Annotated in this window: 20 protein-coding genes, 1 tRNA gene, 2 pseudogenes and 1 riboswitch; of the genes and pseudogenes, 11 read left to right on the top strand and 12 right to left on the bottom strand. The window is 64.8% G+C overall.

The genetic code is table 11. From position 1 onward, the window contains the following. The first annotated feature begins 8 nt into the window (after positions 1-8). Both ACRYLT_RS06595 and ACRYLT_RS06590 read left to right on the top strand, forming a co-directional pair. Positions 9-920, top strand: a complete 912-nt coding sequence (locus tag ACRYLT_RS06595) for a spore coat protein U domain-containing protein (RefSeq protein ID WP_482663302.1) — start codon at positions 9-11, stop codon at positions 918-920. Between the two features lie 518 nt (positions 921-1,438). Continuing rightward, a complete protein-coding gene (locus tag ACRYLT_RS06590) occupies positions 1,439-1,771 on the top strand; it encodes a hypothetical protein (protein ID WP_482663301.1) in 333 nt (110 codons plus the stop codon). Between the two features lie 140 nt (positions 1,772-1,911). On the opposite strand, the gene csgH is transcribed toward ACRYLT_RS06590, so the two are convergent. The 10 genes and pseudogenes from csgH to ACRYLT_RS06540 form a co-directional block, all read right to left on the bottom strand. Then, positions 1,912-2,274: a curli-like amyloid fiber formation chaperone CsgH gene (csgH, locus tag ACRYLT_RS06585; protein WP_482663300.1), complete on the bottom strand. Its 363-nt coding sequence runs from the start codon at positions 2,272-2,274 to the stop codon at positions 1,912-1,914. A gap of 24 nt (positions 2,275-2,298) precedes the next feature. Continuing rightward, entirely contained in the window at positions 2,299-2,985 is a 687-nt protein-coding gene (locus ACRYLT_RS06580) for a hypothetical protein (protein ID WP_482663299.1), read from the bottom strand. Between the two features lie 33 nt (positions 2,986-3,018). Continuing rightward, complete coding sequence (locus ACRYLT_RS06575; RefSeq protein ID WP_482663298.1) at positions 3,019-3,798, bottom strand: hypothetical protein; 780 nt, start codon at positions 3,796-3,798, stop codon at positions 3,019-3,021. A 435-nt stretch (positions 3,799-4,233) separates the two neighbouring features. Then, on the bottom strand, positions 4,234-5,271 hold the full coding sequence (locus ACRYLT_RS06570; protein ID WP_482663297.1) for a CsgG/HfaB family protein: 1,038 nt from the start codon (positions 5,269-5,271) through the stop codon (positions 4,234-4,236). Between the two features lie 6 nt (positions 5,272-5,277). Then, positions 5,278-5,736, bottom strand: coding sequence for a curli assembly protein CsgF (locus ACRYLT_RS06565; protein ID WP_482663296.1), 459 nt, complete (start codon positions 5,734-5,736; stop codon positions 5,278-5,280). Between the two features lie 398 nt (positions 5,737-6,134). Then, positions 6,135-6,803: a DUF4893 domain-containing protein gene (locus ACRYLT_RS06560; RefSeq protein WP_482663295.1), complete on the bottom strand. Its 669-nt coding sequence runs from the start codon at positions 6,801-6,803 to the stop codon at positions 6,135-6,137. A gap of 267 nt (positions 6,804-7,070) precedes the next feature. After that, complete coding sequence (locus tag ACRYLT_RS06555; RefSeq protein WP_482663294.1) at positions 7,071-7,613, bottom strand: OmpH family outer membrane protein; 543 nt, start codon at positions 7,611-7,613, stop codon at positions 7,071-7,073. Positions 7,614-7,617: 4 nt separating this feature from the next. Then, positions 7,618-8,046 carry an outer membrane protein assembly factor BamE domain-containing protein gene (gene bamE, locus ACRYLT_RS06550; protein WP_482663293.1) on the bottom strand — a complete coding sequence of 143 codons (429 nt, stop codon included), beginning with the start codon at positions 8,044-8,046 and terminating at the stop codon, positions 7,618-7,620. A gap of 49 nt (positions 8,047-8,095) precedes the next feature. Beyond that, positions 8,096-13,303: pseudogene (locus tag ACRYLT_RS06545) on the bottom strand (beta strand repeat-containing protein); the annotation flags it as partial. A gap of 160 nt (positions 13,304-13,463) precedes the next feature. Further along, positions 13,464-14,036: a hypothetical protein gene (locus ACRYLT_RS06540; RefSeq protein WP_482663292.1), complete on the bottom strand. Its 573-nt coding sequence runs from the start codon at positions 14,034-14,036 to the stop codon at positions 13,464-13,466. 610 nt (positions 14,037-14,646) lie between these two features. After that, positions 14,647-14,722, bottom strand: a riboswitch (cyclic di-GMP riboswitch). A 751-nt stretch (positions 14,723-15,473) separates the two neighbouring features. On the opposite strand from ACRYLT_RS06540, the pseudogene ACRYLT_RS06535 reads away from it, so the two are divergent. After that, positions 15,474-15,614: pseudogene (locus ACRYLT_RS06535) on the top strand (Arm DNA-binding domain-containing protein); the annotation flags it as partial. Between the two features lie 171 nt (positions 15,615-15,785). On the opposite strand, the gene ACRYLT_RS06530 reads toward ACRYLT_RS06535, so the two are convergent. Then, complete coding sequence (locus ACRYLT_RS06530) at positions 15,786-16,517, bottom strand: ParA family protein (RefSeq protein ID WP_482663291.1); 732 nt, start codon at positions 16,515-16,517, stop codon at positions 15,786-15,788. A 473-nt stretch (positions 16,518-16,990) separates the two neighbouring features. Next, positions 16,991-17,066 (bottom strand) — tRNA-Ala (locus tag ACRYLT_RS06525). A 184-nt stretch (positions 17,067-17,250) separates the two neighbouring features. Between ACRYLT_RS06525 and ACRYLT_RS06520 the strand changes: the two genes are divergently transcribed. From ACRYLT_RS06520 to ACRYLT_RS06485, 8 genes are all read left to right on the top strand, one after another. After that, positions 17,251-18,141, top strand: a complete 891-nt coding sequence (locus tag ACRYLT_RS06520; RefSeq protein WP_482663290.1) for a DUF2171 domain-containing protein — start codon at positions 17,251-17,253, stop codon at positions 18,139-18,141. Positions 18,142-18,238: 97 nt separating this feature from the next. Beyond that, positions 18,239-19,231, top strand: coding sequence for an NADP-dependent oxidoreductase (locus ACRYLT_RS06515; protein WP_482663289.1), 993 nt, complete (start codon positions 18,239-18,241; stop codon positions 19,229-19,231). Further along, the gene (locus tag ACRYLT_RS06510) at positions 19,228-20,127 is read left to right on the top strand and encodes a pirin family protein (RefSeq protein WP_482663288.1); all 900 of its coding nucleotides are present in this window, start codon (positions 19,228-19,230) and stop codon (positions 20,125-20,127) included. Before ACRYLT_RS06515 ends, ACRYLT_RS06510 begins: the two co-directional genes overlap by 4 nt. Continuing rightward, positions 20,124-21,032, top strand: coding sequence for an alpha/beta fold hydrolase (locus ACRYLT_RS06505; RefSeq protein WP_482663287.1), 909 nt, complete (start codon positions 20,124-20,126; stop codon positions 21,030-21,032). Before ACRYLT_RS06510 ends, ACRYLT_RS06505 begins: the two co-directional genes overlap by 4 nt. A 41-nt stretch (positions 21,033-21,073) precedes the next feature. Continuing rightward, positions 21,074-21,529 carry a transcription antitermination factor NusB gene (gene nusB / locus ACRYLT_RS06500; protein ID WP_482663286.1) on the top strand — a complete coding sequence of 152 codons (456 nt, stop codon included), beginning with the start codon at positions 21,074-21,076 and terminating at the stop codon, positions 21,527-21,529. A gap of 51 nt (positions 21,530-21,580) precedes the next feature. Further along, positions 21,581-22,528, top strand: a complete 948-nt coding sequence (gene thiL, locus ACRYLT_RS06495; protein ID WP_482663285.1) for a thiamine-phosphate kinase — start codon at positions 21,581-21,583, stop codon at positions 22,526-22,528. 130 nt (positions 22,529-22,658) lie between these two features. Next, complete coding sequence (locus ACRYLT_RS06490) at positions 22,659-24,830, top strand: sodium-translocating pyrophosphatase (RefSeq protein ID WP_482663284.1); 2,172 nt, start codon at positions 22,659-22,661, stop codon at positions 24,828-24,830. Between the two features lie 130 nt (positions 24,831-24,960). Further along, on the top strand, positions 24,961-26,910 hold the full coding sequence (locus ACRYLT_RS06485) for an alpha/beta hydrolase family protein (protein ID WP_482663283.1): 1,950 nt from the start codon (positions 24,961-24,963) through the stop codon (positions 26,908-26,910). The last annotated feature ends 54 nt before the right edge of the window (positions 26,911-26,964 follow it).

The raw sequence follows: 26,964 nt of genomic DNA, 5'->3' as shown, positions 1-26,964 counted from the left end.
ATTCGAGGATGCGCACTCTCTCACTGATCGCCGTGGCACTAACGGTGCTGGCCAGTTCTCCGGTGCAGGCTCAAGGCGCCCCGCCTCCGGCGTGCCGACTGCGCATCGATGCCGGGGCGTCGAGCTGGATCATTCGGGGTTACGATCCATTCGGATCCGACGAGCCGTCGGCCACTTTCGAGCTCGTCTTCACCAACGACGGCGATGCTGAGTGCAGCTTGTTTCCCGTCTTCAGTGTCGATCGGGGCGCGTTCGGCCTGCTTGGCGGATCGGGGCGGCGGATACCCTATGCTCTGGTCGACTTGTTTGGATCCTATGATGCCACGCCTCGCTCTGGCCGAACGATCCAGCGCCCTTCGCGTCGAAACGTCATTGTCGGTCCGCGAAGCCAGCAGGTGGTCCAGTATCGTTTCGTCGTGGCGAGCGAGGCTATCGAAAGGGATGGGCTGTTCGAGCAGCAGATCCAGGTCGATGCGGAAACCGGCGAAGGCATTTCGATCGCTTCGCGCCAATTGGTGCTCGGAATCGACGTGCTGCCGTCGGCATCCATGAGCCTGGCTGGCGCCTATCGGATGAGCAGCAACGGCCAGGCGGTGGTCGACTTGGGCGAGTTGCGCGAAGGCATGGCGCAGGTGCCGCTGCAACTGCATGTCGAGAGCACACGCAATTTCAAGCTCAGGGTAGAGTCGCGCAACAACGGCCGGCTTGTTCTTCGCGGCACCGATTGGGACGTTCCGTACCAGCTGCGTGTCGGCAGCGACACCGTGCAACTTGCCGGCGGGCGCGGTCAGGTGACCGGGCCAGGCGGCGGGGGAACAACGCGCGCGGCGCTGCCTATCCACTTCCGGATCGGAGACGTGTCGAACCGGCGAGCCGGTACCTATAGCGATGTCGTGACGATCTCGGTTGAGCCGCTTTAAGAGGCACTACATACTGACCTAAGCCCTTGCTGTCCCACTCTCCCGCGAGACGGCTCTCGTGCGGCGACGGCACCGCTCTCACCAAAACTCCGATCTTGTCGTCAAGGCAGGTGACTCCGAAGCGATTCGCATCGATTCGCATGGCCGTTGGTGAGTTTTCAAGCAGCGGCTCGGCTTTGCATCTGCTCTTGTCGATTTGTTTGCATGCCCTCGCTAGTCCGATCCACCTCTTGGTTAAGGCTGCATTGACTAGCTTAACAATTGTTTCGATGTCTTTTCGGATTTTCCGCCGCTGAACAAAAAGTCGCCGAGATCGTTTTCGATCACTGAAAAGGTCGAATACAGGCAAGACCCCGTCTGAGACTTAACCTTTTGCACATTCGAGACGAGTAGCTGGATCGCTGATTGGCACGCACCATCAGCGGGAAGGTACCCATATGTTGCGCAGTGTTGCTGTCGGGTTTGTTGCGTACGCGGCGTTCATCGCATCGGCTCCGGCCGGAGCCGAATCGGTCGGCATGCAATTGCAGCTCACCGTTCCGGTGTCCTGCCAGGTTCGCTACCAGCCTTCAGGTGGCGGTGGCGCTCAGGGCGGTCCGGTGAACCTGGGCGAGCTCAACGAATTCTGCAACGCACCGGGCGGCTACCAAGTCGTCGTGAGCTACGCGCCCGGGACGCTCCGCGGCACCGTGCTGATGGTCGGCGAGGACCAGGTCGTCCTCAACGGTTCCGGCCAGGCGGTAGTCAGCCAGGCGCCAGGCGCCCGGCGCCGCTCCCGCCCGCTCGTGGCCATGCCGGGCGAAAGCGGCTTCGACACCGACCGCCTCGAGTTTCAGATCAACCCGATCTGATCGCTGCAACGGACCAGGCAATTGGCTGCGGTCGATCGGCAGGACCGTGATTTGGTTCTGCTTGCCGAACGAGTAGAGCAGCAGGCACCCCGATCGGTGACGGGCGAGTTCGGCCCGTGCCATTTTCGAGGCTCGCCGCCTCAGCGTGCCTCCGCTCGGGAGCCGCGCTCGACCACTTCATATTCGGTGCCGTCGTCCAGCCGCACCTGCATTCGCGCCACCCAGTTGGCCGCAGCGGCGCTGCCCAGTCGCAGACGCAGCAGATCGACCCTGGCGTCGGGGACCAGGCGCGCCTGCCCGGCCTGTGCCGTGCGGCTCGCATTGCCGTCGGCACCGCTCTCGACCTCCAGTCGGTATTCAGCCTCTAAGGGCCGGGACGAGTTACCGACCACCCGGAGTTCGACTCCTTCCGCCGTGGCTTGCACCGCCAGTCGGACCGGTTTCTCATCCAAGGGGGCCGACACCAGGACCGATCCCGCAATCAAAGCTGCCTTCCACGCCATGGTGGTTCCTCGCTTGGTTGACGCTCATTGCTGCGGCGGATTGACGACGGCCTGGAGGATCGCTGCAGCGGTCACAGCAGCCGCCTGTTCCTCCAACTGCGACTCTTCGGCGCGAACGGATGAACTCGGCAACACGATCGACGCGATCACTTGCTCCTCGATATTGTCGGGATCAGCCGAGCCAGCCGCCAATCGCCGAGCGGCCGCTTCGGACGAGGGTCGATCCCGGCTCCGCTGCTCGGCGAGAAGCCGTTGCTCGGCAGACAAGATGGCAGGATTGGCCCGTCGGAATTCAGCGGCCCGAGACTCGATGACTCGACTGCAGCTGGGCGGACGTTCCCGATCCTGATCTCCAGCGACCAGGTCGCAGCGGTCAGCACCCTCCACCGGCGAGACCGCGGCCGTGCGACCCTCCGACCGGCGCGACAGCGGCTCAGAGGCCTGAGCGCTGCGTCCGCCACTATAAACCTGCTGCTGAGGCCGTGGATGCCGCTCGACCGTCAACTGATCGGCTTCGGGCTCCGATGCCCGTTCGGTGGATAGCTGGACCGAGGCTACCGTGAGATCCGGATGCCGCGCCGGTACAGCAACGGACCGGTCGCGCTCGGCGATCTGGTCCATCGGCTGAAGGATCGGCTGGCCACCGACCGCCGCTGGGCCGACCAGGACAATCGCGCAGACGAGTCTCCCCAACAGTGTTTCAATCATCATGGCACTCACCCGTCGGCTCAACGCCGCCTTTCCTCACCTTCCCGGGGCGCCGCCGAGGGACGTCTGTGTCACCTGCAGGCTTTGACCGCCTGATTGCTGGATTCCCAGATTGGGGAGACCGTTTCCTTCCTGAGTCCAGACCAAACGATTGCCGGTGCCTGTCTGCTGCGCTGTCATGGCGTTGTCGGAGCCGTTCTGCGTGAGGATAGCGCGATTGTCGGCGCCGTCCTGGAGAAGCGACAGGTCGTTGCCGGTGCCCGACTGGATGAGGATGGCCCCGTTATGCACCGAGCCTTGAGCTGTCTGGCGAGCGGTGGCCAGGTTGTTATAGCCCGACTGGGTGAGGAACAGCACATTCTTGCCGATGCCGCCTTGCTCGACACGACCCTCATTGTTGTCACCCCGCTGGAGCAATTCGGCATAGGCGGTTCCCGTTCCTGTCTGTTCGACAGCGCCCCGATTGCCGTCGCCATGCTGGACCACCCGGACAAAGGCGTTGGGCGCCCACTGGACGATGGTGGCATGATTCGCATCGCCGATTTGCTCGATGAAGGCGCCGCGCCCCGAAACCGACGGCATTGGCAGCTCGACCTGAGGCGCGAGGGCCTGTCCATTGCGGCTGGATATGCCTTGGTCGCCGTCATTGCCGTTGCAAGCACTGCCAGCGCCCCGACCGGCACCGCCGCCGCAAGCATTTGCGGGCGGAACATGGCCGCTGTCAGAGATGCCGTCGCCACTTCGAACCTGAGCCATGGCTGGGGTCAGCAAAGCTCCCGTGATCAGCCCCGCGAGAATGATATTGGCCCAGTTCATGGCGTCCTCCTTTTCAAAATCTGTACGCCCGAACAGGTAGGTAGACATTCTTGAGCCCAGCCCATCGACCATCCCCAAATGGGACAACGAGAGTCCGGTTCGGCATGCCTATGCGCTCGGCCGTTCCCGCGGCAAGCCGCCAAGCATGAGTTTGCGAACGATTCTGCCGAACCTTGCTCACTCTATACCGTCGTTCCGACTTGGCGGCTCGAAAAACCCTCGCTCCTGGCGAATGCCGGAACAAGGCGAGTTCTGAGTCACGACCGCAAAGACTGCGCTGCCGGTCTGAGCGACTCTCGCGGCTAGGTCGGTCATTTCACTCCCTGTCCCTTGCCCCTGCCCCTGCCCCTGCCTTGCCCTTGCCCTTGCCCTTGCCCTTGCCCTTGCACTTGCACTTGGCAGACATCGTGAAAACCGGGCGAGAATCCCTTTCTCTCAGCTGCCGCTGCGGCGACCTTCCACCTGCCCCGGCTGAAGCTGTGCCCCAGTGGCGGGGACTTCCCTCACCGGCACCTCGCGCGGCCGAACCCGCATCGGCGCTGAACTTCGGGCGTTCTCCATCGCCCGCTCCACCTGTTGAGGCGAGAACAGGCCATCCCGTTCCTGCCGGTAGCGCCAGAGCATCGGCCAGGCCGCTTCCTGGTCGGCGAAGCTCCAGAGGTTGAGCTCGACCCCTTCCATGATCAGCGCATAAACCGCCTTCTCGATCGCCTGCTGGAGAGCGATATGGTCCGGCTCGTTGACGGTGAATCCCGCTTCCGCCTCCAGCAGCTCCTTGAAAGCGACGAAACGGAAGGCGCTTCCACCCAGCGCCTGGCTGGCGATCGTCTTGGAAGCGGTCACTGTCGTCAGCACCTCTCCGGTGCGCACCGAGACGGCCCGCAAGTAGACGGTCACCGTGTCCTGGCGGTATTGCGTACGACCGCCAATGCCGAGGAAGGCCGCACCGGCGCCGCCGGTCACCGTGTTGGTGTCGTAGCTGATGATTCCGCCCTCGAGGAGCACGCCGGCGAACAGCATCGCGGGAAGCGCCTGAGGATTGACGTTGGTTTCGCCTAGATACCGCTCGCGCATCTCGCGGATGATCTGCCGCTCGTTCAGGAGATTTCGGAGCTGCTCCCGCTCGACAATGGTGAACCAGCGGCGATTCCCTGCATCCTGCAAGGCTCGAACCACGATCGAGGCGCCACCCTGGGTCACGGCCCGGGACAGCGTCTGCTGCCCGTTCTCGCTGGAGCGAAACTGGCCGGTCTGGTCCGCGAAGTTGTAAATTGCGATAGCCACCGGCCGCTCGGGCGGCGGCAGTTCCATCAGCATGCGCTGGGTCTGCGTCTGCTTCGGATACTGAGCCATCCGGTTCATCGTCGGGATGTCCGAAGGCCCTTCGCCCGGTCCGCCGACACTCATGCAGCCACTCAGGATCGACGCGCCAGCGGCAAGAAGCGCGAGCTTGAACCTAACCTCCCCACCCATCGCCGTTCAGCCTGGGATATCGACGAAGGTCGGCACAACAATCACCGTTTCCTCACCGGTCGCATCGTTGACGATTGTTATCGTCACGTCCTCGAGACCACGGACGAAGTTGATTGTCTGACCGCCAAAGCTGATGGTGCCGCGCTCCTGCGGATTATCGCCAAAGATCGCGTCGACGAGCTGGGAAGAGAGCGCCGAAAGGAGCCGCGACTGAAGCTGCCGGGCGAAGATGTCGGCCTGCGAACTCGTGCTCTGCGTTCGCGGGTCGCGATAGTCGTTCTGGGCATTGGCGATGCCCAGGAGATGGGCGGAATTGAAAGGATTTCCCCCAAAGCTGGGGTTGATCGGCTGATAGGTAAGGTCCTGCGCCGACGCCGGCGTAACCATCATCACCATCGCCGTTCCCGTAAGAAGGCAGCGCAACGAGCGCCCACCCTTCTGCAGCGGCCGCAACAAATCAGTCATTCAGACATCTTTCTGCCGTCATCGAGGACAGTCCCCATAAAGGTTGGCGTTGCGCTTCACTGCTCGAAGTATGTTCCACGATTCTTACAAGCCGACCTCTATCCGGCGTTGCGGCCACTGCCGCGCCCGGCTTGGAATGCCTTGCCCCACCGTGAATACTCGGCACCCTTCCGGTGAAGCAGAAATCTGCATCCGCGCAGCCGGCGACATTGTCTCAATCTGGCACGTGAAACAGTCAAATCTTGCCGGAGAGCCGCTTGTGGTCCGTCGCCACCTTCAGTCGGTGAATTGTGATTCATGGAATCCCGATAGCGAACCGGCTCTTGGCGCTGCCTCTACGGGAGCAAGCACAGAGGCTCGAGTCCGAAGCCCAACCCGCGCCAGGAGCACGGCCAAGGTCATTCGATGACGGGCACGAGCTCGTAGACGTCGAGGATGGCTCCGTTGGGCGGAAACGGTACGACCAGGCGATAACGAAAGGGTCCGATGCGCTCGATGATACCGGCGACATCGCGCTCCGGCCGCTCGCCATAGGCGGGCGACGCCTCCTCCCGATGCATGGCCCGCGAGCCGACGAAGATGCTGCGCCTCGGTCCGTCCTCGTAGACGTAGCCGCCGGGGCGATCGGTCCCCGTCTGCTTGGTGAACGAAAGTCGCTCGGTTTCGGCGCCAACATGACAGAAGAAGCTCCGGGTCGGGATATAGGCGCGGCGACCGCGGGGCGCCGAGCCGATCCGGATGAGTCGACACTGATAGGGCCCGGGAGCCAGCGCCGCGTGCGGCAGGGCGGAGTCGGGATCGAGCAGGTCGCCTTCGCTCGCAACGGCTCTGGCAAAGCCGGCGGACCGGGCGGTCTCGAGCGCCTGGGACCAGGCGTCCCTTATGCGCTCGAGTCGGTCGATGTCATGGTCCAGGAGGACCCTCCGCCACGCAGGCGTCACAGCTCCCGGTTCGACATCAACGATCGCGCTCGGGGGCGCCGCGCCTTGACGGGCGCAGCCGGACAATCCCAGACCGCTGACGAGAAGAAGGAGCAAGATCCCAGGCCGAACTTTTCGCGCGCTCACGGTAAAAACCCTCTGTCGCGACTCCCTCGCTCCGGCTGCGCCAAAGTGGTTTACAAAAGGTTAACGCCGCGATGAGGCGGGCTCCTGGCGCCACAGGGCATCGCACGTCGGGACATTTCGGGCCGAATCGATTCGACTCCGGGAGAAGATCCAGAATGAGACGAGTGACACGCAGCGCTGACGCGCGAGTTCGCGCCAGGTGAGCGTGGAGCGATTGCGCCGCTCAGTTGCGCTTCGATCCTGCGGTCGCGGATCGCGCGCGGCTCGTCAGAGCGCGACGCTGTTCAGGATCCCGTCCATCTCTCGGGTGACCTGGGGCGTGATGTCCATTTCATTGTTCCAGCCATAGGCATGGTCGCGTTCGAGCACGACGCTGCATGCCGAACGGGTGATGACCCGGCTGAGCGCTTCGCCCAGAGCTCGATCGATCTGTTGCTGCCCGCGCTGCTGAGCGGCAATGAAACGGGCGTTCTGCTGCTGCTCCGCGGCCTGTGCCTGCTGGGCCAGCGTCGCCAGCTGGCGCTGATATTCGATCGGCGCGGTCGAGCTCTGGCGGGCCTCGAGTGCACGCCGCTGAGCATCGATGGCCGACTGCTGCTGGCCGAGCTGAGCGGAAAGCGTCGACTGCATCTGGCGAAGCTGCGCCTGCATCGACTGGCCGGCTCGGGAGGCGCCGATCGCCGCAGTCCGCGAGAGGAGGCAGATGCCGGCGACCGGCGGCCCGAACGTCTGCGCCGACGCAGACAGGCCGGCGCAGGCGAACAGGGCGACGGAAATCGCTCCGACAAGACGAACCTGCCTGATCCTCACGCGATCAGCTCGCCGCCGCGACCCGATCGGCGCAGGCCTGTTCCTGCCAGACGACTTCCGACACCGTCACGTTGTAGCGGCGGGGTTGGCGCTCGAAGCGGATCTCCATCCGGCAACGGATCCGTTCGCTGCTTCCCGGCTCGACCGGGAAGAAGAGGATATAGTTCCAGCGCCGGGTAATCCCTTCGTTGAAATGAGGCGGGCCGATCAGTCGGTAGATGCTGAACTTGTCGACTCCCGGGGTAATCGCCCGCACGACCTCCGGCATGACGGTTGCCCCCGGCCGGTTCCGCTCGCGCGGCACTTCCCGGAACGCGGAGGCATCGACGATGCCGGCATAGCCAGATCGTGGATCGTCCGCCGCCAGGGCTCCGGTCGACGTGAACAGCACCGGTCCGAACAGGGATGCCGCAACAAAGATGTTCGATCGCATGGAATTCATCCTCCGTTGGCAGTGAGGCGGACGCTCAGAAGGCATAGCCGATTCCGACATTCGCCCCGGCACGCTGCTGGGTGTCGTAGGTCGCTCCGGCCCGGACGACGGTTCGGCCGTCGTCCATCACGCGTGAAAGGCCGATCGCGAAGGCCGACTGGCCCTGGAAGGTGCCGGCCCCGATCGAGAGCATGCCCCGCCCCGGTTCGAACGCCTGGGGAAGCGCCGCGGCCGCCAAAGCTCCGGCAACCCCCGCATTGGAGTCGCGCCGGACATCGGCGATGTCGAACTGGAGCGCGGCCACTCGCTGATCGGTATAGGCGTTGGCCGATGCCAGAGTGGTGGCCAGTCCGTCGTTGAGCTGCTGGACATTGACGGCGTCGGTCGGGGCGACTCCCGCCGCAACGTTCTGGACGACGTTGCCGCCCATGTTCACGGTCGTCGAGGCACCGACGGTCAGACCGCCATTGGCGGTGACCATGCCGGCGAAGGTCGGATTGTCGGCCATTGCCACCCGAAGTTCGTTGCCGTTCAACGTCACGACCGTGTTGGCCCCGGCCGTGACATTCAGAGTGCCGTTCGATGGCATGTTGGTCGACGGGCCGCCATTGGCCTGGATGTTCCAGCCGGCGCCCGCCGTCTGGTTGACCGCCTGCAAGGCATCGTTGACATTGTTGTACGTGTTGCCACCGACGTTCAGGACGGTCGACACGGTGCCCGTCGTCGGATCGTAGGTCGAACCGCCACCCAGGCTGTTGGCGATCGTGTCGCCGAGATTGGTGACATTGTTGCCGACATTGGTGATGCTGCCCTCGATCGTCGACACCCGGTTGTCGAGATTGGCGACATTGGTTTCGACGTTCGTGACCCGCCCGCCGAGATTGTTGATCGCATTGGTCGCATTCTGCGCGACCTGATCGAGCTGCGCCACGTTGACGGCGTCGGTCGGGGCGGAGCCGGCCGCGACATTGGTGATCTGCCGCTCGGCACCCGCTCGTCCGACCGAAACCTCGCCTGCCGAACTTTGCGGTGCGGCGAGGGCATAAGCGGTATAGCCGATCCTCGATCCCACCACCGTTTCGGCGCCGGCACCCAAAGCCACGCTTCCGGAAAAGCTCGCATTCGCTCCCGGTCCGATGGCGATCGACTGGATCCCGTTGGCCTGCGAATTGGTACCGAGGGCGATCGCGTCCGCCTGGGCCACCTGCGCGTTCTGGCCGATCGCCGTACCCCCCGGAGCGGTCGCCTGAACGATGGCGCCATTGCCCATGCCGATGCCGTTGTTGCCGTTGACCACGGTCGTCGGGCCGATCGCGATCGATTCCTGCCCGACCGCGAGCGAGTCGGCCGCGGTCGAATTGGCGTGGAAATACTGGATCGGCGTCACCGCGAAGGAGGCGAGGGAATTGGCGAGCTGCCGGAGCGTCACCGCATCCTGCGCTTGAGTGCCGTCGGCGACATTGGTGATCTGGCGATAGGCACCCGCATTCCCCACCGACACGGAGCCGAGCAGGACCTGGTCTGTCGTATTGTACGGCACGTAGCCGGTTCCAGCCGGGATCTGGCCTGTGACCGGAGCCAGCGCACGATCCGCAACCGAGCCGGCGCCGAGCGCCAACGACCCCTCTACGGAAGCCTGGGAATCGCGACCCAGCGCCACGGCGTTCGCAGCGCCTGCCTGCGCCTGATAGCCGAGCGCGGTCGAGCCCAGGCCTTGCGCGAACGCGTCCGCTTCCGCCAGGCCCGCCTCGTTGGTGCGGGCATAGCGCAGGCCGTCGCCGTTGGCGTCCGTATAAGCGGTGGAGGTGTCACCGGCGATGTTGGTAATCGTGTTGCCGATATTGGTGACGTCGCCCTCGACCGTCGTGATCCGGCCGTCCAGGTTGGCGATATCGCCCTCGACCGTCGTCACCCGGCCGTCCAGATTGGCGATGTCGGTGCTGTTCTGGGTCACCTGCTGGTTGGTGGCGAAGAGCTGCGATCCGTTCACCGAATCGGTCGAGCTGGCCGATAGTCGGCCGGCGGCGACGTTGGTGATCGTCCGCTCCGCGCCCGCCGAACCGACGCTGACCGTCGAGGTCGGCGCCGTTCCGGCGAACGCATAAGCGGTCCCGCCGATCGTCGTTCCGGTGGTGCCGATGGCGGCAGCGGTCGTGCTTCCCAGACCCAGAGCCACGTCGCCGGCATTGTTGGCGATGGCATTGGGGCCGATCGCAACCGAATCCGTCCCCAGCGCCTGCGAGTCGCCAAGCAGCGAATTGGCGCGGAAATATTTGATGCCGGCGCCATTGTTGATGTCGTTGATCGTGTTGCCAAGGTTGGTGACATCGCTCTCGACGGTCGTGACCCGGGCGTCCAGGTTGGTGACGTCGCCTTCCACCGTCGTCACCCGCCCGTCTAGGTTGGCGATGTCGGTGCTGTTCTGGGTGACCTGCTGGTTGGTCGCGAAGAGCTGCGACCCGTTCACCGAATCGGTCGAGCTGGCCGAAAGCCGGCCCGCCGCGACATTGGTGATTGTCCGCTCCGCGCCCGCCGCGCCGACGCTGACCGTCGACGTCGGTGCCGTTCCGGCAAAGCTGTAGGCAGTCCCGCCGATCGTCGTCCCGGTGGTTCCGACGGCCGCTGCGGTCGTGCTTCCCAGCCCCAAAGCCACGTCGCCCGCATTGTTGGCGATGGCATTGGGCCCGATCGCAACCGAATCCGTCCCAAGCGCCTGCGAATCCGCAAGCAGGGAATTGGCGCGGAAATATTTGATGCCGGCGCCATTGTTGATGTTGTTGATCGTGTTGCCGAGGTTGGTGACATCGCTCTCGACGGTCGTGACCCGGGCGTCGAGGTTGGTGACGTCGCCTTCGACCGTCGTCACCCGCCCGTCCAGACTGGCGATGTCGGTGCTGTTCTGGGTGACCTGCTGGTTGGTCGCGAAGAGCTGCGATCCGTTCACCGAATCGGTCGAACTGGCCGAGAGCCGGCCGGCGGCGACATTGGTGATCGTCCGCTCCGCGCCCGCCGAACCGACGCTGACCGTCGACGCCGGCGCCGTTCCGGCGAAGGTATAAGCGGTCCCACCGATCGTCGTTCCGGTGGTTCCGACGGCCGCGGCGGTCGTGCTTCCCGAACCCAGAGCCACGTCGCCGGAATTGTTGGCGATGGCCGTGTCGCCGAAGGCGAGCGAGCCCGCGCCCAGTGCCTGGCTGGTGCTTCCGAGCGCAACGCTTCCCTGGCCGACGACGACGTTCTGATAGCCGATGCCGACGGCACCCTGGGCGGGCGTTCCGGGCGTGCTGACCGCCTGGCCGCCGCCGCCGACGAAGTTGGTGTTGCCCATGGCCACGGACCCGTTGCCGGTCGCCGTATTGTCGAGGCCCTGAGCCACGGCGCCGTCTCCGGTCGCGGTGTTCGGGTCTCCGATCGCCACCGCGCCATTGCCGTTGGCGAGATTGCCGGCTCCGACGGCGACGGCGCGCCCGCCCGTGGCCGTCGACCCGTTGCCGATGGCCACGGCGTCGGCCGAATTGGCGAGAGCGCCATTGCCCATGGCGATCGCATTGTCGGCGCTGGCATTGGCGCTGGTTCCGATCGCCAGCGCATTCACGCCGGTCGCCTGAGCGAGCGCCGAAATTGCGACGGCGTTGACAGCTGTCGCGTCGGTGTCGACGCCGATGGTGATGGCGTTGACGGCGGTCGACGCGCTGTCTCGACCGATGGCGATGCCGCTTTCGCCGCTTGAAGCGGCACGGTCGCCCATCGCGACGGCGTCCGCGGCCGTCGCCTGGGCCAGGTTACCGACGGCGACCGCATAGTCGCCGGCGGCATTGGCCTGGACGCCCAGCGCGGTGGCGTTGGCGGCCGTCGCGCTTGCCGCCCGGCCCAGGGCGGTGGAAAGCGACCCTGTGGCCACGGTCCGGGCGCCGACCGCGGTACCGCCGAGATCGGCCGAGCTTTCGGCGCCCATTGCGATCCCCTCGACCCCGCTCGACTGCGCAGCCCTGCCGATCGATATGGTGCTGTTCCCATTCGTGACACTGTTGAGGCCGAGGGCAAGGCCTGCAAAGTTGGTGGCGGTGGCCCCGGTCCCCATGGCGACGGTGCTGTTTCCGTCGGTGCTGCTGCCGGTTCCGATTGCGATCGTCTGGAAGCCCAGAGCCGATGCATCCGCGCCCATTGCGGACGTCTGCTGCCCGTTCGCGACCGTCCTTGCGCCCAGGGCGACGGCGTCATCATTGGAAGCGCTTGCACTGGAACCCAGGGCAGTAGAATTTTGGCCGGCGGCCGTGGCCAAAGTTCCCGCCGCGGTGGCATTCAAAGCGGAGGATCGGGCTCGGTCTCCCAAGGCGACTGCCGAAGGCCCGTTGGTAACTCTGGCCGCGTTGCCGATGGCGACGGCGCTGGTCGAGGCAGCGTCTGTCGCGACGATCACCCCAGAATTCCCAGCAATCGCAACGCTGTTGACGCCGGCGGCCGTCACCTGGTTGCCGATCGCGACGGCATTCGTGGCCGTCGCGGAGCTAGCCAGGCCGACGGCTGTGCCTTCCAGGCCGCTCGCGTCAGAGCCAACCCCCAGCGCGGTGCTTCGATCGCCCGTGGCCGCGGCCAGGGCGCCGATTGCCGTTGAACTGAAACCGGATGCGGTCACATCCTGGCCGATGGCAATGGCTGCCTGAGCGAGTGCGCCTGTCCCAGGAACTGTGCGCGCGCCAATGTAGATGGAGTTCAAAGACGACGCGATCGATTGGAAGCCGAGAGCGATCGCGTTCTGGGCGCCCGCACTGGCTGTTGAGCCATGAGCAACGGAGTCCAGTCCGATCGCACTTGCCAGGCTTCCAATCGCGATTCCGCGCAGTCCGCCGGCACTGGCACTGCATCCGACCGCAATCGCATTGCCGTTGGTGGCTGCAGCTTCGGTCCCCGGGCAGTTACCGCTGATGCCGATTGCGCCACCAGCCGTTGCCGTGCCGCTCCCGGCGGAATATTGAGCCTGTGCGGGCGAGGACAGGCCGAGCGCCAAAATGGCGGCCAGGCCGCCGAACATGCTCGGCGAGCTGACCGAGGATAGCAGCGCCGGACGAGCCGCGCCGCCGAATCCCAGCGCTCCGATACCGATCTTCGTTCGATCGACGCCAAGGACCCGGTGGGCCATCCGCAGCACCGACATGAGCCGGCGGCGCTGCGACCAGCTCGCCCCCTCCCCGCCAAGGACCCAGTTTCCGGCGAAGCCGAACCGGCGATTCTGCGAAGCGCGCTCAACTCCGAACATGGCATTTCCCCTTACCAACAGCTCGCTGCGACCCTCCCGCCGTCAGCCGAGCAATCCACAGGCCCTCACCCCCGAATGGTGCGAGAACTTCCGACCTTCACCCTTTGGCTGGCGAGCGGGGGCCGAGGACGGCCTTCGTTCGCATTGCCCTTGTCCCGAATCACGGATTTTCCCGGCCCTGAGCGACGCTGACGACCACACAAGTGCCGCCGCTCGCGACCAGCAGAGCCTGGCCCTGATTGCCGCCGAGTTCGTAGAGCGGGACGCCCGACAGCGTGCCTGAGTGGACACTGCCAGCGGGCAGCAGCGACACGACCTGGTCGCAGGAGCGGTCGAACGGGGCGACTCGAACCAATTGACCCTCGCAGCCCTGGCCCACCGGAGCCGCCATGACGATGCCTGCCGCCTGCCCGCGATGATCGGGGCCGCTATAGTTCATTCCGACGAGCCCCTGGACCGCATGATCGTCCGGCGATTCACGCTCCGCCCGCACCTGAACGTTGTGGGCGGCGCCATGGGCAACCACATTTCCAAGCGCCGTGAAGAGACCGGCGCACCGGCGCACCCCAAGGCGATCTGATTGCTCCTGGAAGGCATTGGTCGACGTCGTCCCCGTACTGCTTGCCGGGGCAGGCTGGGCACGTGCCGGCGCGGCTCCGGCCGACAAGGCCAGGCTCAGCAACATGATCGTCGCCCGGCCAGAGACCATTCCCTTTGGTCGATTAAGACTCATGCTCGCCCCGCTCCCTCCAGTAACAAATTGCCCTCCGCACAATAGGCGCGACCGATCGAACACTTAGTTCGGCACTAGCACCATTTCCACAAACACGTGCGAAGTACGATCACCAACACGACTCCTTCGAATCGGTTTGATGAAGATGATTTGGAACTTTCTTGAAGTCAACATGTTAGATGCAATTTCACATATTTAACAATTTGGTAAGCAGTTATTAACTTCTACTTGCCGTGTACAGATACACGTCACCTCTCACCCCAACTCAAGTCGCCTTAGTAGGAGTTTCATTTAGTCTTCTCTGTCTACAAGGCCGGCGCGGTTGGAGGCCCGCGCGGCGGCGAGGCCGCCCCGCGTCTCACCCGGCGACGACGCTGGCTCTGAAATGTCGCGCGGGCGAAGCTCATCTCGCCGCCCGGCGGCTGACGGGAGGCAGCCGGCCTGGGCGCAATGGGGCGCCCGGATCTGTCGCTGAAAAGCTCGTTCGCCAATGGTCGATCGGCGCCACGCTGCCAGGGAACGGCGCTGAACGCCGCCTTCGTCCGTCCCAGCCCAGGGCCCGGCCGGAATCAGCAAGGTACACATCACACGACAGAAACATCACGCCCTCACCAGCAGCCCCGCTAGCTCTTGCGAGCCCGGAGGCTTTGCGTCCTGCCGTCGCCGGCAGTTTGCCTTTTTCAGAGTTTCACTTCGACATTTCCTTCGATCGAGACACGCTCCTTTCCCGAAACGCGGACGACGCTTCGCAGCGCCTTTGGCCGGAGCAGGCATGGGGCGGGTGGTCGCGCGCCGAGCCCGACGCACGTTCCACTGCCTTCTCCATGATCAGACTATCGGCGGCCGCCCATTCGCGGGCGCTGCCCGCTCAGCCTATCCGGAATCCCGTCCACGGACTTCGGAGTCTCGGCGGATAGTTGGCCGTCATACTCACCCCCTCTTCACGCGCTCCGGCTTCACCCTCGCGCTTCGATGCCGCGACGACGGCATCTCCTCCCTCGCCAGCAACCCGGTCGATCGCGTCTGATGGCGCGGCCCGAATTGGGCCATGATCCGTCACCGACCGTCGTCGTCACAAGGACTTAGCTGACGTCCCAGTCTCGCTCGGCGCTCCACGGACGGCAATACAGGTGATGTACCGTATCCTTGCGGTGGGGAATTTACGGTTCGGTAACTCTTTGCCGTCGCGGGTCCGAGCGGAGACATCGCCCTCTCGTGAAGACCTGTGGTTGCCGACATTTCGACCCGGGTGATCTATCGCCAGAAACGACGATGGACTGACCTGCCTAGTCGAAAGCGCCGGTTCATCGAAGACGAGCACTGCCGCCGCCCACCGCAGCTGCTGATGGTTGAGAAGCGATCAAATGGCCGTTCGTCGAGCCTTGAGTAACCTTCGCAGATGAAACCTTGCCAACCCTGCACCCGCCTTCAACCCATATGATGGTCCGCGAGAGTGTATCTCGGTCCTGGGTGCTCCGGACGCAGGTGAACGGGAAGCGGCAGGACCTCGGTCTTGGGTCCGCCGCGGAGCTCTCCCTCTCCAAGGCCCGTACAAAGGCCGAAGAGACGAAGCTTCGCCTGCTGCGCGGGGAGATGGTGACGACTGCGCCGACCCCGGCAACTGTGATCGTCCCGAAGTTCGCCGAAGCATCTAGACAATGCCATGGCGCCATCAAGGCAGGATGGGCGAATACGGGACGGAGAGTGGAAGGCGGGTATTGCCGAGGCCAGAACGAAGGGCTGATACGCTCAACCGGTAAGCTTTCGCTCGATGCCTTGCCACAGCCGAGCAATGGCCTGCCCTGCCACCGTTCCGCTGGGAAATGGGCCGGATACCGGCCGGTTGGCTGTCATCGCCTCGAGGGCGCTGGCCATCGGAATGACCGGCCAATCCGGCAAATCCGCACTTGCCGCCATGTGCAGCGAGCGGCGCCGGTCCATCATGTTGAAGACGGGCAACATGGGCACAGTGCGGCCATGCTCCTCGCGCAGATGCCTGACGACATCGTCGAAGGCACGGCGGGCTAGGGGAGACGGAACCACTGGAACGATGATCAAAGTCGCCGCCCGGATGACTTGGTCTGCGGTCGCTGTGAGGCCTGGAGGGCAATCGAGGATTACCCGGTCCCATTCCTTGTTTAGGGATGCCGCCAGCTTGGCCAGCCGTTTACGTTTGTCGAGATCCTGAAACAGACGATCGAGACCCCGCAACGATCGATCCGCAGGCAGAATGGACAGCCTGCCAATGGCAGTGGGCCGAACGTATTTTTCGGCATCGGCAGTCCTTAGGAATATCTCTCGAGCATGCTCCTGGCCGCCCGGTTCTGTGTTCAGCAGCCAGGATGCCGCGCCCTGGGGATCGAGATCCCACAGCAATGTGCGCCTGGCCGAAGGGCCGGCAGCTGCGAACCAGGCGAGCGTGGTCGCCAGCGTCGTCTTCCCAACACCGCCCTTCAAACTGAAAACTGCAATCGTCGCCATTGGCACGGGACGACCATATTGCGCGGTCCTGAGCAAGGGCTTTCGGAAGACTTCATCTGTCAGCGCCCTACATTTGGCTGACTGACGTGACGGACATTCAGCGGCTACGCGTCTCGCGCTGCGGCGCTGCGCCAGAAGGGAAGCTATGTCACTGCCAGCTACGCCAGTTCTGCAATCGGCCTACTTGGTCCATTGCTAGTCGTGCTGTTGCGCAGGGTCGTTCGGCGTCGTCCGCAATGGGTCCAAAGCGGTCATAGCTGCCGATTGCGGCTGAGCGGCCGTGTTCGCCACCTATGATTCCCGGAGCTGATCTTCCGCTTCCGCCAGTTTCAGCCCAAAGCCGACTGAGAGAGGTAACGCGGTTATCATCTCAGGCAGTTCCACCAAAGCGCACGAGCCTGTGGACGCAAATGTGGGGCGGGAATCGAGCCGGTCGATCAAACCCGCGGAAACCTGCGAAATTTTTGGAGGAATGGTGGAGCCGAGGGGAATCGAACCCCTGACCTCTGCAGTGCGATTGCAGCGCTCTCCCAGCTGAGCTACGGCCCCGTACCTGACGGTGGGCGCTCCAGATAGCGGGCGGCCTGCGAAGTTGCAATGCGTCCCTCTTCCCGATTGCGAAAGAGCCTCCCGCGCTCCGACCGGGGCGAGCCACGGATCGTCCGACCGACCGGAACGCCGACCGGCGCCGTTACGTTCATCCGACACGATCTTCGCACAGCAGGAGAGTGAGATGAGTGACGACCGTTATGGCCGCGGGCGGAACCGCGACATGCACTGGAGCGGCGACAATAGTTTCGGCGGCGGCTGGGGCAACCAGACCCCGCGCTCCGAGCGACTGGGCGGGCGCAACTTCCGCTCGGAGCCGGACGATCCCGATGCCGGCAGCGCCCGTTATGGCGCCGGGCCCAGCCAGGGCTATGGCGCCGAGGAGAATTTCGGCGGGATCAGCAGCGATCCGGCGCGCTTTGCGGCTTCGCCCGGCTATGATCCGAGCTTTCCCGGACCGCGCTTCGACCGTGCCGACGTCGGCAGCACCGGCACTCACGGCGTCCACCCGGTGGCATCGCCGTTCGGCGGCGATTATGGGTTCGGCATGCAGGGTCACAGTTCGGCCCGACGCTATGCCATGCTTGGCGGCGGCCAGCGGCAGCAGCCTGCGCACGATCCCCATTATGCCGAGTGGCGTAATCGCCAGATGGAACAATATGACCGCGACTATGAGGAATATTGCCGCGAGCGGCAGTCGCGCTTCGAGCAGGAATTCGGCGCCTGGCGCGAACGGCGCGGCCAGCAGCGCCAGGCGCTCGGGAAGGTCGTCGACCATATGGAGGTGGTCGGTTCCGACGGCGCTCATGTCGGAACCGTCGATGCGGTACGCGGTGACCATATCGTCCTGACCAAGAACGACCCGAATTCGGGCGGTGCCCATCATTCGATTCCCTGTTCCTGGATCGAGAATGTGGACAATCAGGTGCATCTCAACATCAGCGCCGAAGAAGCCATCCGGCGCTGGCGCAACGTCGAGCGAAGCGGCGCCTTGTTCGAGCGCCAGCACGAGGGGAGCCGCGGACCGCACATGCTCAACCGGAGCTTCTCCGGGACCTATCGCGACGACGAGTGACTTTCGTCCGAGCGTGAGAGGCCCGGCCGAGCGCCGGGCCTCTTTGACTCTTGCGGCCATTGGCGCGAAAGCAACGGCAACGCACAGGGGAGAGACGATGGCCACCACCCGCGCTTGGCACCTCAAGTCGCGCCCGTCCGGGCTGCCGACCATGGACAATTTCGAACTGAAGGAAACGACGCTCGGCGAGCTTCAGGACGGCTGGATCCTGGTGCGCAACGAGTGGCTCTCGGTCGACCCGTACATGCGCGGCCGGATGAACGACGTGAAAAGCTACGTCCCGCCGTTTCAGATCGGCGAGCCGATGCAGGGCGGCGCTGTCGGCAAGGTGGTGGAAAGCCGCTCGCCGCATTTCCGCGAGGGCGAGACGGTCTTTCACATGCACGGCTGGCGCGAGTCGGCGGCCGGGCCGGCCGAGCAGTTCAACAAGGTTCCGCCGATCCCGATCGAGGATCATCACTGGCTCGGCAATCTGGGGCTCACCGGAGCCACCGCCTATTTCGGATTGCTGAGGGTGGCGCAGGCGCAGCCGTCCGATACCGTCTTCGTCTCGGCGGCCGCCGGAGCGGTCGGATCGGCGGTCGTCCAGATCGCCAAGGCGAAGGGCATGACCGTGATCGGTTCCGCCGGCGGAGCGGAAAAGACGGCGTGGCTACGCGAGCTCGGCGCCGACTCAACGATCGACTACAAGGCCGGTCCCGTGCTTCCCCAGCTGATGGAGGCCGCGCCCAAGGGGATCGACGTCTATTTCGACAATGTCGGCGGCGAGCATCTCGACGCCGCCTTCGCGGCCGCCCGCCAGGATGCGCGCTTCGCGATCTGCGGCATGATCGAAGACTATAATACGGGCTCCAATCACTCCTTCCGCTACATCTTGCGGATCATCGCCGCGCGGATCATGCTGAAGGGCTTCATCTATACCGACTTCCTTCCCGAGATTGGCGACTTCTATCGCGACATGGGGAGCTGGGTGACGAGCGGCCAGTTCAAGTCCCGGGAGACGGTCCGGGAGGGGATCGAGAGCATGCCCGATGCCTTTCTCGACCTGTTCCGGGGCGCCAATATCGGCAAGATGCTGGTGCGGCTGTGAGCGAGGATCCTTTCCTCCAGACCCTGCTCCCGACCAGCCACGATCTTGGCGGCTTCAAGGTCTACCGGACCTTGCCGCACCGCGACCGGACGACGATCGGTCCGTTCATCTTCTTCGACCAGATGGGGCCGGCGAAGCTCCCGCCGGGTGGCGGAGTCGACGTTCGGCCGCACCCGCACATCAACCTGGCGACGGTCACCTACCTCTTCGCCGGAGCGATCGAGCATCGCGATTCGCTCGGCACCGTCCAGACGATCGAGCCCGGCGCGGTGAACCTGATGACGGCCGGGCGCGGGATTACCCATTCCGAGCGCTCGCCCGCCGGCGAACGGCCCGGCGGACCGGAACTGTCCGGTATCCAGACCTGGCTTGCCCTGCCGAGCGCCAGGGAGGAGATCGATCCCGCCTTCGAACATGTGCCGCGCAGCGACCTTCCTCTGGTCGAGGGAATCCGCGCTCGGGCACGGATCGTGATGGGCAGCTTGTGGGGCGAAACCGCGCCGGTAACCTGCCACAGCCACACCATCTACGCGGATATCGATCTCGCTACCGGCGGGGCGATGCCGATCGATCCGGAAGCGGAGGAACGCGGTCTCTATGTCGCCGAAGGGGAAGCTTCGCTGAACGGCCTCCGGCTGGAGCCGCGCACGCTTTACGTTCTTCGTCCCGGGATCCGGGCGACCCTTCGCTCGGAATCGGGCGGACATGTGATGCTCTGCGGCGGCGAGCCGCTCGACGGGCCGCGACACGTCTGGTGGAACTTCGTCTCCTCCAGCCGCGATCGGATCCGCCAGGCGCGCGAAGACTGGAAAGCAATGCGGTTTCCCCTTCCTCCCGACGATCGCGACGAGTTCATCCCGCTGCCGGAAGTGCCAAAGACGGTCAGCTATCCGTGAGCCAGCTCGCTTTGACTCGGATCGGCTTGCCGACGGGCGTGACGTTGCGGGTGCAGCTCGGCGGCTTCGAAGCGGCCGAGCCGATCCTCCTGCTCCACGGCTTCCCGGAATCGCACCGCACCTGGCGCTCCGTCGCGCCCGATCTGGCTCGGGATTTCCGAGTCGTGGCCCCGGACCAGCGGGGCTTCGCAGGATCCGACAAGCCGGAAGGCGTGGACGCGTACAAGACCGATCGAATCCTCGAGGATCTGCTCGCTCTGGCCGACGCCCTGAAGCTCGAGCGCTTCACTCTGGTCGGACATGATTGGGGCGGAGCCGTCGCCTGGCTCGCCGCGCTCCGCCATCCCGACCGGTTGAATCGGCTGGTCATCGTCAACGCGCCCCATCCCCTCGTCTTCCAGCGCAGCCTGATCGAGGACGAGGACCAGCGCGCCGCCTCGCAATATATCCGAGCCTTCAAGAGCCCGATGATGGAGGCGGGGATCAAGGCGATGGGTCTCGACGCCTTTTTCGACAAGCTGTTCACAAGCCATGTCGATCCTGACAGGATATCCGATCAGGAGCGGCAGGCCTATCTCGACGAATGGAGCGGCGAAGGCGCGCTGACGGCCATGCTCAACTGGTACCGCGCCAGCGACATCGTCGTTCCGGCTGTCGGCGAGAAGGCGTCGACTCCGCTCTGGACCAGCCTTCCCTTCCCAAGCGTCAAGGTGCCGACGCTCGTCATCTGGGGCCTGGGCGACAAGGCGCTGCTGCCGTTGCAGCTCGGCCTCCACGATCTGGTCGACGATCTTCGGATCGCCACCAATCCGCAGGCCGGACATTTCATCCCCTGGGAGGATCCTCGCTTCGTCGTCGAAGCGATCCGGGATTTCATTGCCGAGACCCCGGCCGGCCGGGAATAGGGGGGTTGGGCTGGCCGCACCGGACGGCTATGCCGGCCGCCATGTCGAGTTCCCCCGCCCGTTCACGATCCCGATCCGCCGCTCGGCTTGCCGCCGTCCAGGCCCTGTATCAGCAGGAGATGGAAGGCACGCCCGTTGCCCCGCTGCTCCACGAATTCCATCACCACCGGTTGGGGGCGACGATTGACGGGATCGAATATGCCGACGCCGAAGTCGACTTCTTCGACGATCTTGTGAAGGGCGTCGATGCCCGCCGCGAGGAGCTGGACGAACGGATCGCCGCCAAGCTCGCCCGGGACTGGTCGCTCGCCCGGCTCGACCGGCCGATGCGGCAGATCCTTCGTGCGGGCACCTACGAGTTGCTGGCCCGGCCGGACGTTCCGACCGGAAGCATCATTTCCGAATATGTCGATGTCGCCAAAGCCTTTTACGACCAGCGCGAGGCGGCCTTCGTCAACGGCTTGCTCGATGCCGTGGCGAAGGAGGCGAGGCGTTAGGGTCCAGACCCGATCGGAAGGCCGCCGCCGCTTCGCGGCCGGTCGGGCGCGATGAGCGCGGAGGCCGACTTCATCGCCGCGCTCCGGGCGCTCGCGACCGAACCTGGAGCGCGAGGGCTGCGCGACGATGCGGCGGTTCTCGGAGTGGCTGGGCGGACTCTCGTCCTTACCCACGACATGATCGTCGAAGGCGTCCATTATCGCGCGGACGACCCGCCTGAAGAAGTGGCGTGGAAACTGCTGGCGGTGAACCTGTCCGATCTCGCGGCCAAGGGGGCCCGGCCGGTCGGCGCCCTGCTCGGCTATGCGCTGGGCGAGCGCGATTGGGACTCCAGCTTCGCAGCCGGACTTCGCACCGGGCTCGCGGCGTTCGGGATCCCTCTCCTCGGCGGGGACACGGTTTCGATGCCGAGCGGGGCTCCGCGTGCGCTGGGATTGACCGCGATCGGCGAAGCCGCCGGACCGGTGCCTTCGCGAAGCGGAGCTCGCCCTTCAGACCAGCTCTGGGTCACCGGAACGATCGGCGATGCGGGCGCCGGACTGGAGCTTCTGGAGAAGGGCGGCCAAAGCCCGATGGGGCTGATCGAGCGCTATCGAAGCCCCAGGCCCCGGCTCGAGGCGGGCGAGCGGCTGGCGCCCCTCGTGTCGGCGATGATGGACGTGTCCGACGGGCTTCTGATCGATGCTCGCCGCCTGGGCGAGGCAAGCGGCTGCGGAGTAGCGCTGGAGCTGGAGGCGGTGCCGCTGTCGGACGACTTCCTGTCGGTTCGCAGCGACGGCCGCTCCGATCGGCTCTTCGCCGCGACGGCGGGCGACGATTATGAATTGTTGTTTGCCGCGCCGATCGATGCCGCCGCCCTTCTTCTTGCCTTGTCCGAAGAAATCGGGCTGCCGATGACTCGAATTGGCCAGTGCGTCCAGGGCATTGGACTCACCCTCACTGAAGACGGGGAGCCGGTGCTTCTGCCCGCCAGGCTCGGGTTCGAACATCAGGGCTGAGGGAGACCTGGAGACCCCAAGTCTCCACAGTTGAATCCTCCTCTTTTCCTTCGTAAACCCATGTCACTCCGGAGCTTGTCCGCTCCGTGGGCGCTTCCATGCGCCCTTCAAATCAGGGGAAGGACATTTCATGACCGTCGTGCTTATTGCCATCGCCTGCGGCCTGGTCGCAGTGCTCTATGGCATCATTACCAGCCGTCAGGTGCTGGCCTCTTCGGCCGGCAATGAAAAGATGATGGCCGTTTCGGCGGCTATTCAGGAGGGCGCCAAGGCCTATCTCGGCCGCCAATATACGACCATTGCCATCGTCGGCGTCGTCGTCGCGGCGCTCGTCTTCGTCTTCCTTGGTTCGACGGAGGCGATCGGCTTCGTGCTGGGCGCCATCCTGTCGGGGGCAGCCGGCTACATCGGCATGAACATTTCGGTGCGCGCCAATGTGCGCACGGCTGAGGCGGCCCGGGCCAGCCTCCAGCGCGGCCTCACCGTCGCCTTCCGCGCCGGCGCCGTCACCGGGATGCTGGTGGCCGGCCTGGCGCTTCTCGCCATCTCCGTCTTCTTCTACTTTCTGGTCGGGGTCCGCGAACTCGCCCCCAACGACCGGGACGTGATCGACGCGCTCGTGGCCCTCGCCTTCGGCGCTTCCCTGATCTCGATCTTCGCCCGACTGGGCGGCGGCATCTTCACCAAGGCCGCCGACGTCGGCGCCGACCTGGTCGGCAAGGTCGAAGCGGGCATTCCCGAGGACGATCCCCGCAATCCGGCGGTGATCGCCGACAATGTCGGCGACAATGTCGGCGACTGCGCCGGAATGGCCGCCGACCTGTTCGAAACCTATGTCGTTACCGTCGGCGCGACGATGGTGCTCATCGCGCTCCTGGTCAGCACGAGCGTCGAGCAGATGACGGCGCTGATGAGCCTTCCGCTGATCATCGGCGGCGTGTGCATCCTGACTTCCATCATCGGCACCTATTTCGTCCGTCTGGGCCGCAACCAGTCGATCATGGGAGCGCTCTACAAGGGCTTCTGGCTGACCGCCCTGCTGTCGGTGCCGGCGCTCTGGTACGTCACCGCCCAGACCCTCGGCGACATGAACACCGTCATTGGCGGCGCTCGCGAGGCGACGGGTTTCGATGTGGATCCGGCGGTGTCGCTCGACGCGGTCACCGGCGGCTTCACCGGCTGGGACCTCTTCTGGTCGATGATCGTCGGTCTCGCCGTCACCGCTTTGATCGTGTGGATCACCGAATATTATACCGGAACCAACTATCGGCCGGTGAAGTCGATCGCTCAATCCTCGCAGACCGGCCACGGCACCAACGTGATCCAGGGCCTCGCCATCAGCCTGGAATCGACGGCGCTGCCGACGGTGGTGATCTGCATCGGCATCATCGTCGCCTATCAGTTTGCGGGCCTGATCGGGATCGCCTTCGCCGCGACCGCGATGCTCGCCCTGGCCGGAATGGTCGTCGCCCTGGACGCCTATGGCCCCGTCACCGACAATGCCGGCGGGATCGCCGAAATGGCGGGCATGGAGGAAGACGTTCGCACCCGCACCGACGCGCTCGACGCGGTCGGCAATACCACCAAGGCGGTGACCAAGGGCTATGCGATCGGCTCCGCCGGGCTCGGTGCGCTGGTGCTGTTCAGCGCCTACACCACCGACCTCAGGCGCTTCGCCGGTGATCTTGGCGTGGCTTATGCCGACATCGATTTCACCTTGGCCAATCCCTACGTGATCGTCGGACTGCTGCTCGGAGCGCTCCTGCCCTATCTGTTCGGCGCCATGGGCATGACCGCGGTCGGCCGGGCCGGCGGCGCGGTGGTGGAGGAAGTGCGCGGGCAGTTCCGCGACAATCCGGGCATCATGGACGGCACCAGCCGCCCCAATTACGCCCGCACCGTCGACCTGGTGACCCGTGCCGCGATCAAGGAGATGATCATCCCGTCGCTGCTGCCGGTGTTCGCGCCGATCGTCGTCTATTTCGTGATACGCGCGGTCGCGGGTCCGGAACATGGCTTCGCGGCGCTCGGCGCCCTTCTGATCGGAGTCATCGTCTCCGGCCTGTTCGTCGCCATCTCGATGACTTCGGGCGGCGGCGCCTGGGACAATGCCAAGAAGTATATCGAGGACGGCAATTACGGCGGCAAGGGTTCCGAAGCCCACAAGGCGGCGGTGACCGGCGACACGGTGGGCGATCCCTACAAGGACACGGCCGGTCCGGCGGTCAATCCGATGATCAAGATCACCAACATCGTCGCTTTGTTGCTGCTCGCGGCGCTTGCCGGCCACGGCGCAGGCTGATCTGTAGTTCGACTGTCCTTCTGGCCCGTCCGGCGAGTGCCGGGCGGGCCATTCTTTATCTTTACAGCTCCTTCGACTCCCTTAACATCGTCCTCATCGGGGGAGAGGACGATTGGTGGGGCAAGGGGGATTGAAGAGGCTGCTCGCCGTGTCGGCTGCGGCGTTGCTGACGGTTTCGCCGGCACCGGGAACCGGCCAGACTCCCGAACCCCAGATCCCGGTGGAACTATTCGGCGAGCTTCCCTTCATCACCGATCCCATACTTTCGCCTGACGGCACACAGGTGGCCGCACGGGTCTTCGAGGATGGCAAGGAACGGATCGCCCTGTGGGAGGCCGGTAGCGAGAGGAGATTGCGCCGGCTGATCTCTCCAGGGAACATCAATGTTCGGTGGCTTCGCTGGGCGGGAGACCAGCGCCTTCTGATCGGCGTCCATACCGTGGCCGTAATCCTCGGGATCCCGGTTCCGGTCTCGCGCGTCGTCTCCTATGACTTGCTTGCTGACAAGGCCGAGCTGCTTGACGTGGGCCGCGGCTTGATCGGCGACGACGTCATCCATATCGATCCGAGCGGCCGCTATGTGCTGGTGTCCGCGCAGGAGCGGGTGACCAGCTTTCCAAGCGTGCAGCGTTTCGATCTCGCCACCGGAGAGTCCACGGAGATCCAGAGCCCGCGCACGGGCGTTTGGAACTGGTTCGCCGACAACCAGGGCGTGGTCCGGGTCGGGGTCGACTATGGGGAGCGGCGCATCAAACTCTACTACCGCGCTGCGGCGGGCGAGCCGTTGCGCCGGGTCGACACCCGCCGCTACGTCCGGGATGACAGCGTCGTCGACATGATCCGGTTCGTGAGCGACACCGATCGCGGTGTCGTCATCACCAACGCGGAAACCGGCCGGTTCGCCGCCTACGAATATGACTTCGCCACCGACACCCGAGGCACAGTTCTGTTCGAGCATGCCCAAGTCGATGTCAGCCGGACGATCATGGGCTCGGACGGGAGTGTTGACGGCATTGCCTTCGAGGATGAGCGCCCCCGGGTCCATTGGATCGATCCGGAGCTTCGCCGTCTTCAGGAGACGATCGACGGGGTCTTTCCAGACAAGACCAACACCATTCTGAATTCCAGCAGGGATGGAAACCGGGTGCTGGTCTGGTCGGGGGCCGCCGATGATCCCGGAACCTATTACATCTTCGACAGGCGCGCACGCCGGATGGAGGTCTTCGCCAGCCCCTTTCCGCAATTGAGCGACCAGAGCTTCGCCGAAGTCCGGCCAATCCGTTACAGGAGCCGCGACGGTCTCACCATCCATGGCTACCTCACGCTTCCCGATCGGCGGGCCGATCGCCGCTTGCCGCTGATCGTCCTGCCACACGGAGGTCCCTTTGCGCGCGACGGCTGGACCTTCAATCCAGAAGTCCAGTTTCTGGCCAGCCGCGGCTATGCCGTCCTCCAGCCGAACTTCCGCGGATCTACCGGCTATGGCCGAGATTTCGTGGAGCGCGGCTTCGGTCAGTGGGGTACCGGCATGATCGACGATATGGAGGACGGCGTGAACTGGCTTGCCTCCCAGGGAACGATCGATCCTGGCCGGGTCTGCATCATGGGCAGCTCCTATGGCGGCTATGCAGCCCTGTGGGCACCGATCCGAAACCCGCGACTATACCGCTGCGCGATCAGCTTTGCCGGGATCGGAGATGTTCGAGCCATGCTTCGCTACGACTCGCGAGTGGCTGCCGCCCCGCGCTACTCGCGCGAATGGCGCCTGAGGGTTGAAGGTCAGGAGCGGACGGATCTTTCTGCTATCTCACCGACTCAGCAGGCAGCGAGGTTCCGTATCCCGCTGCTCCTCGCCCACGGCGAACGCGACACCAACGTGCCCGTTTCGCAGTCGCGCGACCTGCTGCGAGCGCTTCAACGAACTGGCGCCAGCGTGGAATCCGTCTTCTACGCGAAAGCTGGGCACGGTTTCACCCAGCCCGAAGACTCCATCGACTATCTACGCCGGGTCGAGGCGTTCCTTCGCCGGCACAACCCGGCTGACGCGTCATCGACGGTCACCGCCGCGCGGTTGCCCTAAGGCGGACTTTCCATTTCGGAGTTCAGAAGCTAAGGGCTGCCGGCTCTTTTGCGA

It is taken from the genome of Sphingosinicella sp. SM1-17 (assembly GCF_056821765.1).
This window is presented reverse-complemented; position numbering and strand designations above follow the sequence as displayed.